22 protein-coding genes are annotated in these 17,940 nt (G+C 40.0%); 17 read left to right on the top strand and 5 right to left on the bottom strand.

Features of this window, described 5'->3' with window-relative positions; all coding sequences use genetic code 11:
- Positions 1–288: IS200/IS605 family transposase (tnpA, locus tag FHS57_RS31375; protein WP_183977381.1), on the top strand; the 288-nt coding region annotated here is incomplete at its 5' end.
- Positions 289–536: 248 nt separating this feature from the next.
- On the opposite strand, the gene FHS57_RS31370 is transcribed toward tnpA, so the two are convergent.
- The 5 genes from FHS57_RS31370 to FHS57_RS31350 all read right to left on the bottom strand — a co-directional run bounded on the left by FHS57_RS31370 (position 537) and on the right by FHS57_RS31350 (position 5,250).
- Positions 537–1,793 carry an AAA family ATPase gene (locus FHS57_RS31370; RefSeq protein ID WP_221225786.1) on the bottom strand — a complete coding sequence of 419 codons (1,257 nt, stop codon included), beginning with the start codon at positions 1,791–1,793 and terminating at the stop codon, positions 537–539.
- A 199-nt stretch (positions 1,794–1,992) separates the two neighbouring features.
- Positions 1,993–2,988 (bottom strand): ParB N-terminal domain-containing protein, encoded by a 996-nt coding sequence (locus FHS57_RS31365; protein WP_183980727.1) that lies wholly within the window; start codon positions 2,986–2,988, stop codon positions 1,993–1,995.
- A 5-nt stretch (positions 2,989–2,993) separates the two neighbouring features.
- Entirely contained in the window at positions 2,994–3,950 is a 957-nt protein-coding gene (locus FHS57_RS31360; RefSeq protein WP_183980725.1) for a ParA family protein, read from the bottom strand.
- 65 nt (positions 3,951–4,015) lie between these two features.
- Entirely contained in the window at positions 4,016–4,927 is a 912-nt protein-coding gene (locus FHS57_RS31355; protein ID WP_183980723.1) for a relaxase/mobilization nuclease domain-containing protein, read from the bottom strand.
- 41 nt (positions 4,928–4,968) lie between these two features.
- Entirely contained in the window at positions 4,969–5,250 is a 282-nt protein-coding gene (locus FHS57_RS31350; protein WP_183980721.1) for a plasmid mobilization protein, read from the bottom strand.
- Positions 5,251–5,507: 257 nt separating this feature from the next.
- On the opposite strand from FHS57_RS31350, the gene FHS57_RS31345 reads away from it, so the two are divergent.
- The 16 genes from FHS57_RS31345 (at position 5,508) to FHS57_RS31265 (ending at position 17,836) form a co-directional block, all read left to right on the top strand.
- The gene (locus FHS57_RS31345; RefSeq protein ID WP_183980719.1) at positions 5,508–5,816 is read left to right on the top strand and encodes a hypothetical protein; all 309 of its coding nucleotides are present in this window, start codon (positions 5,508–5,510) and stop codon (positions 5,814–5,816) included.
- A 5-nt stretch (positions 5,817–5,821) separates the two neighbouring features.
- Positions 5,822–6,520: a P-loop NTPase family protein gene (locus FHS57_RS31340; protein ID WP_183980717.1), complete on the top strand. Its 699-nt coding sequence runs from the start codon at positions 5,822–5,824 to the stop codon at positions 6,518–6,520.
- Positions 6,517–7,026: a hypothetical protein gene (locus FHS57_RS31335; protein ID WP_183980715.1), complete on the top strand. Its 510-nt coding sequence runs from the start codon at positions 6,517–6,519 to the stop codon at positions 7,024–7,026. The genes FHS57_RS31340 and FHS57_RS31335 overlap by 4 nt, the downstream gene beginning before the upstream one ends.
- Positions 7,027–7,119: 93 nt before the next feature.
- Complete coding sequence (locus tag FHS57_RS31330) at positions 7,120–7,782, top strand: hypothetical protein (RefSeq protein ID WP_183980713.1); 663 nt, start codon at positions 7,120–7,122, stop codon at positions 7,780–7,782.
- Positions 7,783–7,800: 18 nt separating this feature from the next.
- Positions 7,801–8,124, top strand: a complete 324-nt coding sequence (locus tag FHS57_RS31325; protein ID WP_183980711.1) for a DUF4134 domain-containing protein — start codon at positions 7,801–7,803, stop codon at positions 8,122–8,124.
- Between the two features lies 1 nt (position 8,125).
- Positions 8,126–8,455 (top strand): DUF4134 family protein, encoded by a 330-nt coding sequence (locus FHS57_RS31320; RefSeq protein WP_221225785.1) that lies wholly within the window; start codon positions 8,126–8,128, stop codon positions 8,453–8,455.
- Positions 8,452–8,898 carry a DUF4134 family protein gene (locus tag FHS57_RS31315; protein WP_183980707.1) on the top strand — a complete coding sequence of 149 codons (447 nt, stop codon included), beginning with the start codon at positions 8,452–8,454 and terminating at the stop codon, positions 8,896–8,898. The genes FHS57_RS31320 and FHS57_RS31315 overlap by 4 nt, the downstream gene beginning before the upstream one ends.
- A gap of 4 nt (positions 8,899–8,902) precedes the next feature.
- The gene (locus tag FHS57_RS31310) at positions 8,903–9,244 is read left to right on the top strand and encodes a DUF4133 domain-containing protein (RefSeq protein ID WP_028524419.1); all 342 of its coding nucleotides are present in this window, start codon (positions 8,903–8,905) and stop codon (positions 9,242–9,244) included.
- Positions 9,241–11,745, top strand: a complete 2,505-nt coding sequence (locus FHS57_RS31305) for a TraG family conjugative transposon ATPase (RefSeq protein ID WP_183980705.1) — start codon at positions 9,241–9,243, stop codon at positions 11,743–11,745. Before FHS57_RS31310 ends, FHS57_RS31305 begins: the two co-directional genes overlap by 4 nt.
- Positions 11,746–11,765: 20 nt before the next feature.
- Complete coding sequence (locus FHS57_RS31300) at positions 11,766–12,674, top strand: hypothetical protein (RefSeq protein WP_183980703.1); 909 nt, start codon at positions 11,766–11,768, stop codon at positions 12,672–12,674.
- A gap of 6 nt (positions 12,675–12,680) precedes the next feature.
- Positions 12,681–13,733, top strand: a complete 1,053-nt coding sequence (locus FHS57_RS31295; RefSeq protein ID WP_183980701.1) for a TraJ family protein — start codon at positions 12,681–12,683, stop codon at positions 13,731–13,733.
- 227 nt (positions 13,734–13,960) lie between these two features.
- A complete protein-coding gene (gene traK / locus FHS57_RS31285) occupies positions 13,961–14,581 on the top strand; it encodes a conjugative transposon protein TraK (RefSeq protein WP_183980699.1) in 621 nt (206 codons plus the stop codon).
- On the top strand, positions 14,581–15,909 hold the full coding sequence (gene traM, locus FHS57_RS31280; protein WP_183980697.1) for a conjugative transposon protein TraM: 1,329 nt from the start codon (positions 14,581–14,583) through the stop codon (positions 15,907–15,909). The genes traK and traM overlap by 1 nt, the downstream gene beginning before the upstream one ends.
- Before the next feature lie 7 nt (positions 15,910–15,916).
- Positions 15,917–16,840 (top strand): conjugative transposon protein TraN, encoded by a 924-nt coding sequence (gene traN / locus FHS57_RS31275; RefSeq protein WP_183980695.1) that lies wholly within the window; start codon positions 15,917–15,919, stop codon positions 16,838–16,840.
- Positions 16,837–17,379 carry a conjugal transfer protein TraO gene (locus FHS57_RS31270; protein WP_221225784.1) on the top strand — a complete coding sequence of 181 codons (543 nt, stop codon included), beginning with the start codon at positions 16,837–16,839 and terminating at the stop codon, positions 17,377–17,379. The genes traN and FHS57_RS31270 overlap by 4 nt, the downstream gene beginning before the upstream one ends.
- A 4-nt stretch (positions 17,380–17,383) precedes the next feature.
- Complete coding sequence (locus FHS57_RS31265; RefSeq protein ID WP_183980691.1) at positions 17,384–17,836, top strand: hypothetical protein; 453 nt, start codon at positions 17,384–17,386, stop codon at positions 17,834–17,836.
- Positions 17,837–17,940 lie beyond the last annotated feature (104 nt).

The following is a 17,940-nucleotide window of genomic DNA, read 5'->3' as shown; positions in this document are numbered from 1 at the left end:
CTTAAAGAAATCATTCGGCAAGTGGCAATAGAGAATGATTGGGAAATTGCCACTTTAGACGTAATGCCCGACCATATCCACGTATTTGTAAAGGCTACGCCCATGGATAGCCCTGCCAATATTGTAGCCAGAATGAAGGGGCGCTCTTCTTTTGAATTAAGAAAAGAGTTTCCTTACTTAAAAAGCCGACTGCCTTCTTTGTGGACACGTTCTTACTATTGCGAATCAATCGGCAGTATTTCAGCATCGGCTATTACAAAGTATATTGAGAATCAAAAGGCGCGCTAATGAATAGCCTTCGCACAAACCTAAATAGCCTTCGGTATATTATCGCTTACATCCCCCTTCTAAAGATTGGGGGTTTTACGCTAAATTTTCATAAAACAAGTTTTTCAATCGAAACTATTCAAAATAAATAGCTTATCCATTGTGACTATATGATCAATTTGGCTACTACTGTTTTTGCTCTGCTTTACTCCGTAAGTCGTGATGAGGGTATTAAAAAGGGCTTTTTTTGTTTTTAAAAGGTTTCTAAACTATTCTCTTCGCTGCCGTAAACGCCCCGCATATGCTTCGTTTATCGACAAATCGTCGTTGTAAAACTTAATTTCACATAAATTGATAGCACGGTCAGCCCTATCTATAAGCATATCCAATTGAAAACCTTCATACTCCTCATTGCCTTTATGAAAATAACTTGATGTTTCCGTATAAATACCAGATATACCCAACGCCATTTTGATAGCCTCAACGTGTTTGATACATAAATTTTCAAAGGCATACCCAGCCCAAAAACTGTATTGTTCTTCCGAAGACTGTTTTAGCCAAATATTTTTTCCCGTAATCGCCTTCCCTTCAATAAATTTTAGGTAGAACAAAGAATATTCGTCCGTAAGACGATATACAAAATCTTTACTTTTTTTCTGAAAAGACGGTATGCGCATGATAAATGACGATGTTTCCAATTCTTCTAATATTTTGCTTAATCCACCGCCATCTTTAAATTTTGAACCAGCAATGATTTCTTGTCTAGTCATACCCCGCCATTTTCCAGCAAGTAATTTTATGATTTCGATATGATTTTGATAATTGTCAAACAGGGCGGCATAGAGGTTGGCGAATTCGTATCTAAGTGACCCATCTTTTGTAAAAAACAGTCTATCAATTGTTTGTGTAGGGGTTTCACCTTGTTTTACCTCTTGTAAGTAGGTTGGAATACCTCCCACGGACATATAAAACTGGATAATTTGGTAATCATCCCACCATATATTCAGGCGTTCAAGATATAATTTAGTTTCAGCCAATGTAAATGGTTTCAAATTGATTTTTTTAGTCACTCGATTGTGTAATCCGCCTTTGTGATTAATCAATTTTTTGAGCATCCAAGAAGCTGCCGAGCCACACACGACTACAACAATATTTTGACGAGAAGCCCAGTCATTCCACCAATAGCCCAACTCCTCTAAAAAATTTGACCGTGGCGTGTCAATCCAAGGCAATTCATCAAAGAAAACAACCTGTTTTTGGGTTGATTTAGACAAACATATTTTCAGTTGATAAAAAGCCTCATACCATGTTTTAGGTGTTTTAATCTTTCCTAAATCACCGAAATATTCTTTTATCTTTTCGGTAAACTTAAAGAGCTGATTAGAGAGCGTTGCATTTTGAGTACCCGTAAACTCAAAACTAATATTACGCTGATACACATTTTTGATTAAATAGGTTTTTCCCACCCGCCTACGTCCATAGATAGCCAGCATTTCTGCTTTGGGGCTTTGAAGCAAATCTTGCAATATCTTTACAATAGTATATCTCGCTGAAACTCTAAAAAAAACAACGATTCAGCGAGATATATAGTATAAAACCATTCAAAAGACCATCTGTTGAGTGGGATGAAGAAGCTGATTGGTTCTGATGCGTTGCTAATCGGAACCAATCAGTGTGCGTAGATTAAAACTTATTCATTTAAAGCTTCCCTCCTACCCCTCTGTTCTAAAGTATCTTTTTCAATTCTGTGGCAACTTCAATCAAACGCTCCAAATCCTTTACCGAAATTTTAGGAGCCTTCAATATTTTGGTCATTGTAGCTGTCAACTGCTTCTGAACAGCATTGCGGGATTTATCAATTACATTCGGCTCATCCTCTCCCAAAAGAACATTTTCTAATTCTTCTACATTCTCAACTAAACCCTTTACCTTCCGTTTCGCCAGTTTTTGAATATCCGTTTTCCCAATCTTAATTTCGCCATTCAAAACGGCTTGTTTCAGCGTTGGTTGCAATTGATCAATGCCTGCCGCAAATTCTGCATCTCGCATAATTGTCGCCCGACTTACCTTGTATTCTTGTGCTAATTTTTCAGAAGTAGAACCCTCAATATCAACACTTTGAATATAAGTATCATTTTGAGACTTATCATTTTCACTAGCCGTTTTACCATAAGTATCATTTTGAGACTTATCGTTTTCATTAGCCGTTTTGCCATAAGTATCATTTTGAGACTTATAATCTTTTCGATCATATTTCCCTTTTTCAGCCTTCTCAATATTATACCGTAACCCTCTAAAATAAGAAGCCTGTTGCGGGGTCAGGTTACGCCGCCCTAATTGCAAATCAATCATATAATCCTTGACTTCTTTCAAAGATTCAAAACGCATGACCTGAACGTTAAAATTGATTCCCCGTTCTCTACAAATTTTGAAACGGTTGTGACCATCCACCAAAATATAAACGGGCGCATCAGGGGTTAGAGAATTCTCGTCAATTACCCGCTGCGTAGTTTCCCAAAGTAAAAGAGCATCTTTGCAGCCATTTTTTATAATGTTCGCTTCCAGCTGAGTCAGTTCTTCATTAGTTGGAGACGGAATGAAGCTTCGGAGTTCCTCTAAAACAACAATACTCTGCTTGATTTGCTCGGAGCTAATGTAACTATTGTTGAGCGATTGCTGCGTTTTTTGGCTTATCGCTGCTTTAAAATCTATCTTGGCCATGTTTGTTATTTTACAACTTGTAGGTATTGAATAAATTCATCACAAAAATCTCGGTAGTTTTTGGCAGCTTCTGAGTTGTCCGAAAATTTGGCGATAGGGCTTTGTAAAATCTGTGATTTTTGAAAATCTACCAAGTGTTTGATTTCGGTATTAAATACTCGAAACGGCACACTACTCTTGACATTTTCTTTGATACCTTCGTGAACACTATTTTTCTTAACCATTGTAAAAACAATCCCATCAACCACAAGCTCTGCGTTTAGGTTTGTTTTTACTTCCATCACCCGCTGCAATAACGAGTTCAGCCCTTTTACTGCCGACATTTCAGGCAGGAGCGTAATGAGACAGCTATTTGAAGCATTCATAGCCGAAATGGTAAGCTTATTCAACGAAGGCGGGCAATCAATCAACACATAATCAAAGGTACTCAAGATTGGCTGCAATTTGTTCTTTAACCTTAAATCCCCTCCCACACTCAAAATCAATTGGATTTCGGCATCGGCCAACTCAATATCTGAAGGAGATAAATACAGGTTTTCAGAAATTTCAACAATGGGCAATGGAATCGCGTGATTCAAAAGTACTTGGGCCACTTGACTCTCGGGAGCATCTATACCCAAAATCTGACTTAGGTTGCCCTGCGGGTCTAAGTCAATCAGGAGAACCTTGAATCCGCGCCTAGCCAGTGCCTCTCCCAAAGAAGAAGTGGTGGTCGTTTTGCCAACTCCGCCTTTGTGGTTGATAATCGAAATCACCCTGGCTTTTTCATAAAGGCTGTCAGAATACCCATATTTCGATAAGATGGGGAATAAAGCAACAAGATGTTTTTCGCTGAGGTTGCGAGTCCCCGCCAAAGTTTGAGCTATTGTTCCTTTTGGAATAGAAGCTTCTTTTTCAAGCGTGGAAACGGTTAAGGCAGGGTTATGCCTCAAAAAATTAATCAGGTTTTCTTGAGTTAGCATAGAAGATATTTGTAATATTTACTTCACAAATAAACTCAAAATAAATATTATTTGTATATATTTTATTACATTTTTTTAAACTTTTTTACTGGCTTTTTATGGCTCATCGTTTTTGCATTTTGCTTTATTTGACGCAATTGCATTTGAGCTTGCCAAAGAGATTTTTCTATTTTAGACAAGTCGGCCTTGGTTTCATTGACAGATGCCCTAACAACCAAGTAACCTGACTCAAAAGGCACTGCTTCATTTTTAGGCAGAACCTCCTTGCGGGTCTTTAATAAATCAATGCCGTTGCGGCTTAAAAGTTCATCAATCTGCTTTGCTTTAAAACCTACTTCGGTTCCTTTAATGGCCACTTCGTTGACCCGAAAACTACAGCCCACTAATTTATCATTACGGTCGTACTTGAAACGGCTCTCAATCCCAAGGCTGGCCAACTCCTCGCTGAGCTTATCAATACTATTGATTTTTTTAGCAATCAACAGAGAAGTTAGCGCCTTTTTCACTTTTTGACGAGCTTGCATTTTTGGGGGTAAATGGTCAGAAAGGCTTGTTCTTTGCGCTGGTAAAGGCTGAAAATTTAAGTTTCTTTCAATGTCTCGACACACCTTTACATTGCGTGCATAATTATGACTTGAATCTAATGCAGCTCCGCCACCAATCGGAACACGATTCAAATAAATATGAATATGGGGATGTTTTTGGTCAAAGTGCTGGTAAACAACCACTTGATGTTGGGCTAAGTTTGCACCAATTCCCTCACAATACAACCGAGCCGCTTTGCGCATTTTTTCCTCATCAATGGCTTCGTTCTCGGGCCAGCTCAACGAAGTATGCCATACAGGATTTTTGCACTTGCTCCTATTGGCTAAAGTTTGCATTTGTAGTGCAAAATGTTCCGCGGTTGTACCCATTACATTATGGCTGTCAATGAGCTTGGCTTTTTTTGTTGGTTGTTTCTCTGCTGCTCCGTACATAATTGCTCCCGAAAAACTACTTCCAAGTACCGTCTTTGCTATCATGTTAAGCCCTCGAATAGGGTATCCAAGATCTTATTAATTTTACCTATGTTCAATTTCCCAGCGTGGGCAAATCGGGTTAGCTGGTTAAGGTTATTCGCTACGCCAACAATAATTCGGTGCTGTTCTTCGGTGAAGGCTTGGGTGACTTCAATCCCTAATGCCACCTGTCTCATATATTCACTGACAGAAACTCCCGCCTTTTGTGCCTTATTTTCGATTAACGTCTTTTCCTCTCTTGTTAAGCGTAATTCTATCTTTTCGTCTTTTAGTGGTTTCATTTTTCCTCAATAGCTTGCGTCATTCTACGACTTTGGCGAAAAATTTGTAAATTTTTTGTCAGGACAAAGTCATGGCTTGCTAACGCTTCGCTTTCTTTTTAATCTCCCATAATCTCCTTTTATCCCCGCTAATCTCCTTTTGAATTCACGAACTGTCCTTCTTTCTTTGCCCCCGTATGCCACCTTTGGAAACACACTTTATCAGCAAAAAAGACCTCTGTGACGCCGTGTTATCAAAGGTCAGAAAACGCAATGTTATGTTGTATGCCTTCTATCGCCCATATATCATCTCTGCTTATTCGTCTCGATATGTAGCCGATAAAATCACCGCAGATCTTGGTATTACTATCAGTGCAAAAATCATCGAACGGATTCGTACACAAAAACACCGAATGGCTATTCTTGCCGCTACTCTTACAGTAGAGCCTCCTATCCAATCCAAAACCCAATCTCCTCTACCAGCGTCCAAGCCAGTTAATGAAACCCAAGCAAAAACCGACTTTTCATTTTCTGACCCAAATCATACTGACGAACATTCGACCAAAACAAATCTCAAATTCCTATAAACACGATGAAACAGTTTCACTTTATCCTCCAAGCCAAAGGAGGCGTTGGGAAATCTTTCTTAGTCTATCTATTGGCGCTCAAACACCAATCACAGCCTGGAACGTATTTCGTGGACGTTGATGCCTCTACACAGACGTCCTCTCGTCAGCTTGCTTTTTTGAGCGGTACTGGAAGGATTGCAGCTCTTTCTATGCTGGACGAACGTCAGAAAATAACCCGTGACAAACTTTTATTTTCATTAACAGACTTGAGCCAACTTCCTTTTGAGAATTGCTATTTAGACTTTGGCGCGCCAGAGAGTGAACAAATTCCTGCCTTATTCTCCGTTGATTTTAGTACGGAACAGTTTTACGAACTAGCCCAACACCTACAGTGTCAATTTATCTTTGACGTTGTGATTGCGGGAAATACTTCCTATTTCGCTTGTACGCAGTACCTTCAGCAGATGCAGCAAATTATTGGCAATACCTTTCCAATTTGTATTTGGGTCAATCAATATAGCTTTTACAAACACCCCCAACTCATTTCTGAAATTCAGTCGTATGCCACTCAGCATCAACTACAAGTTAATTTTTTTGGTGACATAGATACCAGCACCCAAGTAGGAAACCAAATTTTAAAAATGGTGCAGCTAGGGCATGGGTTAGATCGATATGATTTCATAACTGCAATGAAATTAAAAAACGAATTGGCAAAGTTATGAAACCAATTACCTCGGAGCAGATGACACGCTTGCAGGGTCATTACCAGCAAAAATACGGGATCAGGCTTGATGAAACAGTCACCTCTATTCTTTGTGAAATCGAACAAATGGGGATAAAAAATAACAACACCATACAATCTGTTACTGAAAGTATCAAAGAACGCGCAAAGGTCATCCGATTTGAAAACAACCGCCAAGCGTTTTGGTACGCGCTTGGTAAATTCGGGATACCTGGCATAAGTCTGCCCCTGCTCATTATTTTCGGCTGGATATATTTTACCAATTTGACCCAATATCAAACCATGCTGCGCCTAATTGACCAATATCCTACTTACAAACAATACGCTCAACTAATGAAAACAGCACAAACTACCACAACTCCTCAAGGAACATTTATGGTGCTAAAACCTACAGAAAAAACAAAAATGGTTGTCGGTGTTCACTGCTTTTACCACGCGGATAAAAGACTTATCTATGTTCCAATAACGGTTAATGAAGCATTTTAGCTTGGCAAAAATAGCAAATAATTAAATATTAATAAATTTGTATTTTAAATTATATTAAATTTAATTTGCATCTTTATTGATTTGCCAACATTTATGTTCACCCTAATTTTAGTATATATTACATTGGGTCAGTACACCCTGTATTGCTTAATTTTCATGGTGGTATGGTCGGGGAGTGTATTCTTATTTCACTCCCAATCCCCCACGAAGGCAAAACCACAAAGGGGAGATATAGAATTTATATCCCTCAAAAGCCCTTCGGTCAAATCCCCAGCTGTAGTACCTAACCTGGCCCCTGAAATTATAGAGACTGATTTTTTTGGTTCAATCCCTGAAATAGGCAAAAGTAACGTATCAACACCCACTGTAGATTCGATTGATACATCAAACGAGGCGTTTCAAACCCTCCTAGCCAATCAAATTGAACCACCCGTTGAGCTAATAAGCGAAGAATTTGAGACAATTGCAGAGTTAGATTTCAAAGATAGTCAATGGCCATTCACCGAGTTGGACGAGAAGGAAAGAAGTGAAAACTTCATCAATGATACCTTCAATGACAATGAAAGCCAAGACCTTTTAACAGACGAAATCAATCATAACGCACTCTTAGAAGAACTTTTAAGCACGCATGAGCTAGTTTGTGAAATGCAAAAAGACCTTGGCTGTGACTACATGACGGCTATTGCAAATTTGCCAGAATCAACACAGGCCATTTATGAACGAGTGGGTTTTCAACCCTACATATCCGATAATTAGTTTTTTAACCTTCAAATTATGCTTTCTAAATTTTCAAGCAAAAAACACGCAATTTGGCTGACCCTGAGCTTATGTTCATCATTCGCCTATTCTCAAAATCGGGGCATTCAAGCAGGAGCACAGGCTTTGTCTCAGGCGACCAATGACGTAAAAGGGTATTTTGAACCAGTTACCACACTCATTTACGTCGTCGCGGCAATCGTTGGGCTCGTAGGTGGTTTTCGGGTTTATAACAAATGGCAAAACGGAGACCAAGAGGTTCAGAAACACGCCGTTGGCTGGTTTGGAGCTGTATTGTTTTTATTGGCCATTGCCGCTATTCTTCAAGCAGTCTTCTTCTAAAATGAAAATGATTTTTCTAGATATTGTGGGCAACGGAAGTGGACATACGACCAACACCCAGATTGACCACCTTATTACGGAACCATTGATTGGTATGATTGGAAGTGTATCCACCTTTAGTTACACCGTTTGTGGGTTATTGGCATTGGTAGGGGGATTTAGAATTTATAATCATTGGCAAATGAATGGCAGTGATGAGATATTGTCAATGACCGCTCGATGGTTAGCCGCTATTATTGCTGTTCTTATTTTAGGAGGAATTATTCAAGCGATTGTTAACTCTCAAGGTGTTTTTGATCCAAGTCTCAACGATAAAATCATGTCTCGATGAATGCCCTCAATGGAATTTACGACGAAGTTAGATTGATATGTGTGGCACTTCTCTCCATTGCGGCGGTTATTGGTGGGGTTCGAATCTTTCAACGATGGAACCAAGGTCAAGATGGTGTTGAAAGCAGCCTGATTCATTGGTTTGGAGCATTAGCTACTTGCTATGGTTTAGTAGAACTCGTCGATTTCGGCATCAAAAGCCCCTTTGGTTACGTTGGCTCTGACAATGCCGCTGGGGTTATACGAGATGCCGCTCCTGAGGTGTATCAAGCAAGCGTTTATCTAGGCATTGTGTTTGCCATTATTGGTATGATACGCGTTTTTATAAAAATTCAAAATGGTGACGATGATGTATATGAATTTGCCTTAAAATGGCTGGGGTCACTCATGTTTTTGTTTCTCATCGGTTACATTATCAACCTTACCTTTAGCAAATGGGCGTAGCCACATGAAAGAATTTATTATTTTCAAAGGAGTTGACCATGAAATAGAGTTCAAGGGCCTGCGGGGCAAATACTTTTACCTTGGCGCCATAGGAGGCGTTGGCAGTATTTTTAGCTGCCTCATTTTGGTCATTATTGGTATCCCCTCCATCGTCGTTTTTTTGTTATTGTTGCTTTTATTGAGCGCAACGATTAGCGCAGCTTTTCACCTGAGTAAAAAATATGGCCGATGGGGGATGGAAAAACAGCCCGTTCAAGAGCGAAAACCTCATTTTATCCATCAAAAAATGCCTTTTCATAAAATTGTTCCTGTCAAAGCCGTATTGAAACTTGCCACTAAAAAATGACCAAAAGTAAAATCAAAAATATTGAGCATATTTTCCCAATTTTGGCCGTAGATGAATCCACAAACGTGGTGGTTTCCAAAAATGCGGACTTAACGATTGGTTTTAGGTTGAAGCTCCCCGAAGTTTTTACCCCTTCAGATGCAGACTATGATACACTACATACAACCTTTGTCAGGGCATTGGCTACATTACCAAATGGGTATGTTGTACACAAACAAGACTGGTTCTTGGAACAACGTCATCAATTAAACGATGATACAAGGGCCTACATTGCCAATAACAATTACCTAGCTTATGAAAATGAGTTACACTTTTTAGAAAGAACGTATATTGAGCAACGTTCGTATGTTTTTATCACTCGACCTACCCAAGAAATTACCCGTAGAAAAAGCCTCAACTCGTCATTGTTAAAGAATCATTATGTGCCAAAAGATGCCTTAGACGCTAAGTTTTGGAAAGAATTTTTGGATACTGTTATCCAATTTTCATCCATATTAGAATCCACTGCAAAAATCAAGTGCGACATAATGAAGCCCGTTGATTGGTTAGGTAGTGAGACTGAGTCGGGAATTTTTCAACAGTATTTCACACTTTCATTGACGGACACAACTTTACAGGATCTTCAAATGAAAGATGAGCTCAGGGTAGGGGGCAACTATACCCAGACTTTTACCCTAGCCGATTTAGAAGACTTTCCAACTACACTCAGCAATGCGCAAATTCTGGAGAAATACTCCACAGATTCTACTAAATTTCCGACCTCTCTTGGGTCGCAACTGGGGCTCATGCTTGGATGCAATCATATCTTCAACCAAGTATTTTATCTCGAAGATTCAGACCATTTAAGCAATAAACTAACCGCAGAAATGCGCAGGCACAATAGTTTCTCAGCTTGGTCAAAAGAGAATATGGTCGCCTTCGAGGCCAAAGACGCCTTTATTGAAGAAATGAAAGCAGAAGGCCGCCGCCCCGTGAGAGTTCACTACAATGTACTGACTTGGCACGAAAATAAAGAAAAACTGGAAGAATATCGGTCCCAAACCGCATCGGCTATTTCTCGAATGGGTTTTCGTCCCCGCATTGCCAATTGGGATGCCGAAACCCTTTTCTGGTCGTGCATTCCTGGTAATGCTGCCGAGATTGGATTAGACAATCTGGTACTGTGTTTTTCCGAAGAAGCCGTTTGCTTATGGAATATGGAAGGCAATTATCAAGATACCGTATTTACCCCCAATGGAGTACGGCTCACTGACCGCTTCGGCAAACCGATAATGGTTGACCCTTTTTTCAAACCCATGGAAAAAGGACTCATTAACAACCGTAATTTTATGGTAGTAGGGCCATCTGGTTCGGGTAAATCATTTGGGATGAATGCCTTGTTTTATTACTTGCGTTCTCATGGCGTACACATCAGCATTGTGGATGTTGGCCACAGTTATCGTCGCCTTTGTGATACCCTAGGCGGGCGTTACATTACTTATGAAGAAAGCAACCCACTCAGTTTTAATCCTTTCTACGTCAAAGGGTTGCATCCAGATGCCGAAACAGAAGAATCAATTGCCAATTTATTGGAAGCACTTTGGAAAAAAGATAATGAGCTGACTACCAAATCAGAAGAAATCACCATTTCTGACATCGTTTCCAATTATTTTGGATTTCTAAGAAAAGAGTGGGAGGGAGGCCGTAAACATTTTCCCTGTTTCAATACCTTTTATGATTATACCCAGCAGGTTTACCCTAAAATTTTCACCCAAAATCAAGGGCGGGCTAACATTGAGTTTGATTTACAGAACTTCCTCTACGTATTACGTCCTTACGCTAAAGGCGGGAAATACGAGTATTTGCTCAATTCACGCCAGAACATTGACCTGATGGAGCTCCCCTTTGTGGTGTATGAATTAGACAACATCAAAGACCACCCCGTTTTGTTTCCAGTTACTACCATTATGATTATGAACAACTACGTTCGTAAACTATTTACCGTCAGAGGAGTCTTAAAAATGTTGGTAATTGAAGAGGCATGGAAGGCTTTAGCCAAAGACAACTTTGCAACCTTCTTGAAATGGTGTTCAAAGACAGTAAGAAAACACTATGGCTCGTTGGGAGTAGTTACCCAAGAAGTGGACGATTTGGTAGGAAATGCCTTTGTTAAAGATGCAATTATCAACAACTCTCCCATCAAATTTTTATTTGACCAATCAAACTACGAAAAGCGTTTTGATGATATTATGCAAACCCTTGGCCTATCCGAAAAACAGGCCAACATCATTTTGAGCATCAATCGAATGAACGATTCAAATCGCCCCAAATACAAAGAAATGGCATTATTGATTGGCGATTATACGAAAGTTTATGGAGTTGAAATGTCTAAAACAGCCTACGCTACTTTTACTACCGAAAAGCGAGAAGTAGAAGAAATAGCCGATTTAACCCTTCATCGCTATCATGGGAACACGGAAGCAGGCATCAAAGCCTGGGCGAGAGGGGAACGATTTAACTAAGAATTCTTAACGAACCATCTATGAAAAAAACGTTATTAGGGCTTGCAGTAAGCCTTTTTATTTCTGCGCATACGCAAGCACAATTTGTGGTCTCTGACCCCATTCATACAGGCATCACCACCGCCATCAAGCTACTTCAAGACCCTAGTTTCAAAGAATTAGTGGGGAATGTCAAAAAGCTAATGGAAGTCGCCTCTGCCGTACAGCAATTCAATCGCGGACGAGAACTCGTTGGGAATGTCCAAGGTGCCATGTCAGACATGAATAAAATGGCCGCAGTCATTTCGCAAGATAAACACATTCATCCCAGAGAATATGGGCGTGTTTTGGCAGGGTTTCAAAAAATAAACAACGAGGGGAGCTCAATTATGATTGCTGCCTCCAATGCACTCATCCAACGCCATGCTAAAATGACTGATGCAGAACGAATGCAATGGTTGGAAGACATGTACCAGAAAGTGAATGGTTTTCGGGCAGTGATGAATGAATTTTATGGAAGTATTCGGAAATCCTCCATCAGCCGTGCTAGGACTAACCAAGACCGAATTGCAACCGCTAAACTTTATGGGTTGGCACTCAACGGATCTACGTATCACAACGGGCTGACCTCGGGAAATTTTGGAATTCCAATCTCAGGAATCCACGCAAGCAGCTATGACGTCATTGACTCAGGTTTGGGAGATACTAGCGTACAGGGCAATGAAGAAGCAAAGAAAGTGGCTGAACGCATGACAGCTTACCAGAGCGAACTACGTATTGCAGAATCCATTATCAATGCCGACATAGTTGATATGTTTGAGCCCCTCCTCAAAAACTGCGACAACAGTGAAGGATGTAAAGCCCGAGTGAATGCAGCAATGGAAATAGAACGTGAAAAAATACTAAAAGAAATAAGAGCCAACTTGCAACGAAAGTATGGCATTATATAACTCACTATGAACGAGTCTTTTGTAGAAATTATTCGTACCCAACTTTACCAAGAGTTAATCAATTCAACTCAAAAAGGGACGATTCAAATTTTTGAAAATTACGCCAGAGTAATTGCAGGAGCGGGCGCGATGCTTTACATTGCCTCAAGGCTTATTGGCCAAATCAGTCGCAACGAACCCATTGATTTTTTTCCCCTTTTAAGACCATTTGCCATTGCATTACTGATTGGTTCATTGGGGCGAATAACCAACGCCATTGATGCGGGAGCTGATAGTCTGGTATCGGCAGTTACTCAAAATGGTAACTCTACCACTGAGCGCATCGCCTACATCATCAAACAACGCGAAAAGGCCGTAGAGGATAAGCTAAAAGTTTTCCAAGAACAACAGACTGAAAATGACTCAGGAGGTGATGAATCGTGGTCTGAGACGTTCAAGTCTCTGGGTCTAAAATTTTCTACGATTGCCGATTACACCGCCGCAAAAATCGACATTGCATTACAAGAAATGTTCCAAAATCTTTTGGTGGCAATTTGTAACATCGCCGAAGGAATATTGTATTTGATTTCTATCTTATTCCGAATTGTGCTTAGAATCATAGGGCCCATTGCCATTGCGCTGGCCGTATTTGATGGTTTTACGGGGAATATAGCCGAATGGTTTGGCAAGTACATCAACTTCTCCTTGCTACCCGTTGTAGCCAATATATATGGTATCATCAGTTTCAAAATTCATGAATTATACCTTACCAATTACTCTCCTGCGGGTCAAACCAACGAGTCGCTCACAGGTGACGGTTTTCTAGGCTATGGCTATTTAGGGTTGTTGGTGCTTATTCTAATCGGCTATTTTCAAGTACCTGCCGCAACCAATCTAATTTTATCAGTAGGCGGCGTAGGAGGCATAACCCAAGGGATTTCCAACTACGCCCAAGCGGGTTATCGAAGCATGAAACCACCTTTAGACAGAGCATCAAATAAAGCTCAAAACATGGCCAATAAAGTGCAAACCTCCACTCGTTTTAAAAACTGGAACCAAATTTTACAGCGTAAAAAATAACACTACAAATATGAAACCACATACCGCAAATTATCAGAATAACTTAGTCCAAGTTTTACAGAAGCGCTTATTGTACTCTACAATCCTTTGTTTTGTGGCTTTTGGAATTGCTTCTGTGTCGTTGCTTTTTGCATTTAATGAGTATGAACAAAAAACCAGTAAGGCATATATTCATCACCAAGGTAGCACCCTTCAGGTAATGATAAAAACCCAATCTATCCGTTAAAATGAAAGAGTTATTAGAATTGGAGAAACAATTTCAACGCGCTAAATACCTAACATTTACCGTAGTAGCAGGCTGTCTTACAATAGCACTTGCAGCAGTCGTACTTTCTCTAAATTACGCCCACAATTTTTCAAAACGCATTTTTATTTTGAATCGGGGTGTTGCGTTAGAAGCCTTTTCAGGAAATGTGATGGACAACCGCGCTGCTGAAGCAAAACACCACGTTGCACGTTTCCATGAACTGTTTTTCACCGTTTCACCAGATCCAACATCTATAGAAACCAACGTTAAAAAAGCCTTTTTCCTTTGCGATGAAAGCGCCAAAAAACTGTATGACAATTTGCGAGAACAGCGATTTTACGACCAAATTATAACATCTAACATCACACAACGCGTTAATATTGACTCTGTTAGCATTGATTTACGCTATTATCCCTACCCTGTGGTAGCCTATCTAAAATTAGTGCAAGAGCGAGCAACTGCACGTAGTACCAGAACCCTTATTACCCAAGTTGAAATGGTGGATGTTAATCGTTCCGATGCAAACCCCAATGGTTTTTTAATGAGAAACTTTAGGGTGTATAGTACCAGTCAGCCAATCGAAGAAAACATTGTAAGATAATGACCTCTAACCAACCATCAAGACTGGGGGAAGTAAGTGAACAATTGCAAACCAGCAAAAAAATAGTCGCACTTTCGCTCATCCCAGTGCCCGTATTAATCATTATTGGGCTTCTAGGTTACCAAAAAGACTGGATAGTAAGCATTGAGCCAGCTGTACCAGAGACACCCCTAAGTTTACAACCGCCGTCTGCCAATCTAAAGGAATTTGATCACCAAAATAAGTATGCCTCAAACCCCAACGGGATTACTGTATCTGGCAGTTTACTCGACGAAACAGCCAATCAAAACACCCATAAACTTACAGGTACTAACCCCGAAAATGACGGTTGGGGAGAAAACACTTCAACTCAAGTGTCAACTGTAGAAAAGCAGGTCCAGAAAAAGGAGCTTTTGGGTATGTATCAGCAGGCTCAGAGTCAGACAATTGGAAGACAGAACTCAACTATCCAGTCATTGTACAAAAACGCAGCTACTCAAAATGAGATAGAAGACCCTACAACGAAGGCGGCTAATGAAGAATTAGTAAAAACACTTCGTTTTAATAACAAGCTACTCGAACAGCAAGTATCGGGCAAAGCGCCGACGAATATCGACTTAGAAAACTGGAGAAATGGTTTAAAAGAAAGAATACACCAGTATGAAACACCCAATATTGATACAATGTTTCAAACACCACCGTTGAGTGATAAAATTGGTGAAACCAAGTTGAAGTTATCAACCGAAAGGATAAATATCCAGGCTAATCATGCTCGCAACGGATTTTATGGTTTAGGTGGCAAAAAAACGGATGCTGGTATTGCGAATCCTAATACCGACGCTCAAACAATTCCTGCGGTCGTTCATGGAGAAGGCGAAGGAATAACGGTTGAAAATGGGATGTCTATTTGGATTCGCCTTACCCAAGAAACGCAACTTATCGTTGGAAAAAATAAGCTAAAACTTCCTGTCAACAGTCTCATTTCAGGAAATTGCTCTGTAAATGGTGATCGGGTAAAAATTATCGTAACTAATATTCGGGTCGAAAACAGTTTATATCAGATTCATCTCGTTGCATTTGATTTAGACGGGAAAGAAGGACTGTATGTTCCAGGTTTGCAAGAAAAAACAAAAATCGCGCAGAGCCTAAGCCAATCGGCCAGTGGGAGTGTCTCTCCTTATATGTTTTTGCCACAAGGAAGTGTAGGCCAGCAAGTAGGGGCTCAAGTTGCTATCCAAGCCACCAATGCAGGTTTTAACGTTGCACGTGGACTTATCCAACAAAAAATGTCCCAGCCGAAAGTTACAATTAAATCTAATCATCGCATTTTACTGCGTGTTCGTTCCTAATACTTTTATGAAAACCTTCATTTTTTTACTTATTGCGGCAGGGTGGGGGAGGAGTTGCTTAGGTCAACTACCCGATACCTCTCGTATTTTTGTTACGGCAAATCCCTACTTGTTACCCATTTCCAAAGCAGCCATTAAAGGATCATATCCAATAGAAGTCGCCTATCAAAAAACAACCCACATCATTTTTCCTGCTCGAATTAAAGATTTTGACGCAGGCTCCGACGCTGTAATTGCCCTTGTTCCTGAAAATGTCACCAATGTATTACGTGTAAAAGCAAACATCAAAGGGTTTGCCGAAGAGACCAACATGACCATTATTACCGAAGATGGCGGTTTTTATTCATTTTTAGTGAATTACAACGAAAACCCAGAAGTATTTAACATCAACATTGCCAACAATCTTCAATCGGATGCGAAAGTTGCTTCTCACCTTGGGATTGGTTCAATCAACCCTTTTAATCAAACGCAAGAGTCAAAACGTATCATTCCGACAAATGAACTGCTATCATTTTCTCAGAAAGTAAATGCAAAAAGTGCGTTCCTCGTTGGCATCGGGATGGTAAAAAACGAATGTACTGCAATGATTATGGGTGTTTATCGCAAGCAGGATGTTACCTTTTTACAAATCAAACTACAGAATGAGAGCGAGCTCGACTATGAATGGGATTTTATCAAATTTTTTGTCAAAGAACGTCATACAATTAAACGGATGGCTGTGCAGAATGAAGAATTGACTCCTCTATATGTACATCCAGAATCTATTCAGTCCATTGGTGCAAAAACCGAGCGAAAAATGGTGTTTGCACTACCCATCAAATCTATTACTGACAACAAACTGATCAGTGTAGAAATTTATGAACGAGGGGGTGGGCGGCACTTGACTTTTGAAATAGATGATAGCGTACTTAATCAAGCAAAAAGTATATGAGAATCTATGTGACTGCCTTCATGTGGTTGGCATTTAACCTTACCTCTTTTTGCCAACAGTTGAAAGGCCAACGATCCCTCGAAATATCAATAGCCAAAATAGACGGCTTGAAGTCAACAGATAATCTGGGTTTTAACATCGAATTGAACCGTGGAAAATTCATAGGTAATCGCTTAATCCGTCAATGGGGGATTGCTTACTTAAGAAAAGACTACGCTGTTCTAAAACAACATGTCCCAGTAGAGTCAATGACCATTCACTTCGCAATGGGCCGAATATTATTTCAGCAGAAAGGAATAACAGGACTTGTTACTTTGGGGGGTGTAGGAGGGTATCAGCTGATAAATCGAGGAAAAAGTATTCTTGATGACTCAGCTTATCAACTGACTAATCAAAATAGGCTAATTGTTGGTGGAAAGGCCCAAATGGGTTTAACCGTTGCTTCTACCATCTCCGTTTTTACTAAAATGCTTTGGTTTCCTACCTCAGATGTCCAAAAATTTCATTTCGCGCTCGGGGCTTCCATTTTCTTTTTCTAATTTCATGAAAATCATCAAGTTACTACCATTGATACTACTCATTTTTGGCTGTGATGGCAATCTTAATGTGGCTCCATTAACCCCTGCGCTCGAATCATTGCCTGATTTTAATTTTCAAATACGAACGGTATCAGGAATGGAGACGATTCGTCAGTCAGAATATCAAAGATTTGAGTTATATGTAAAACAGCAAGGTGCCGAAATTCTTGCTACGGACTACATTTTTGAATTTTCGGTCACCGAATTCGATGGAAATATCGAATTTAACAAAACTATCTATCGTCCTAACGACCAGATTCGTATTCCATATACTACTCTTACGAAGGCACAAAATCTGCTTTACTTCAATTACTACCCCATTAAACCGGCTGTAGGAGTGCATACAGTGACATTTACACTCAAAGACGCCCAAAAACGTGCAAAGTCAGTCCAAAAGAAAGTGGTGGTGTCACTCTGACATACTCTCATCCCTAAATGGAATGAGGTTCTAAAACCTACGCACAGGCTAACGCCTCACGTTGACGGTTCAAGGCGATGCCCTCGCCTAATATGTTTTTAGCG

The sequence above is a fragment of the Runella defluvii genome, assembly GCF_014195535.1.
GTDB lineage: Bacteria > Bacteroidota > Bacteroidia > Cytophagales > Spirosomataceae > Runella > Runella defluvii.
Note: the sequence above shows the minus strand (reverse complement) of the source record. Positions and strands in the feature narration are given on the sequence as shown.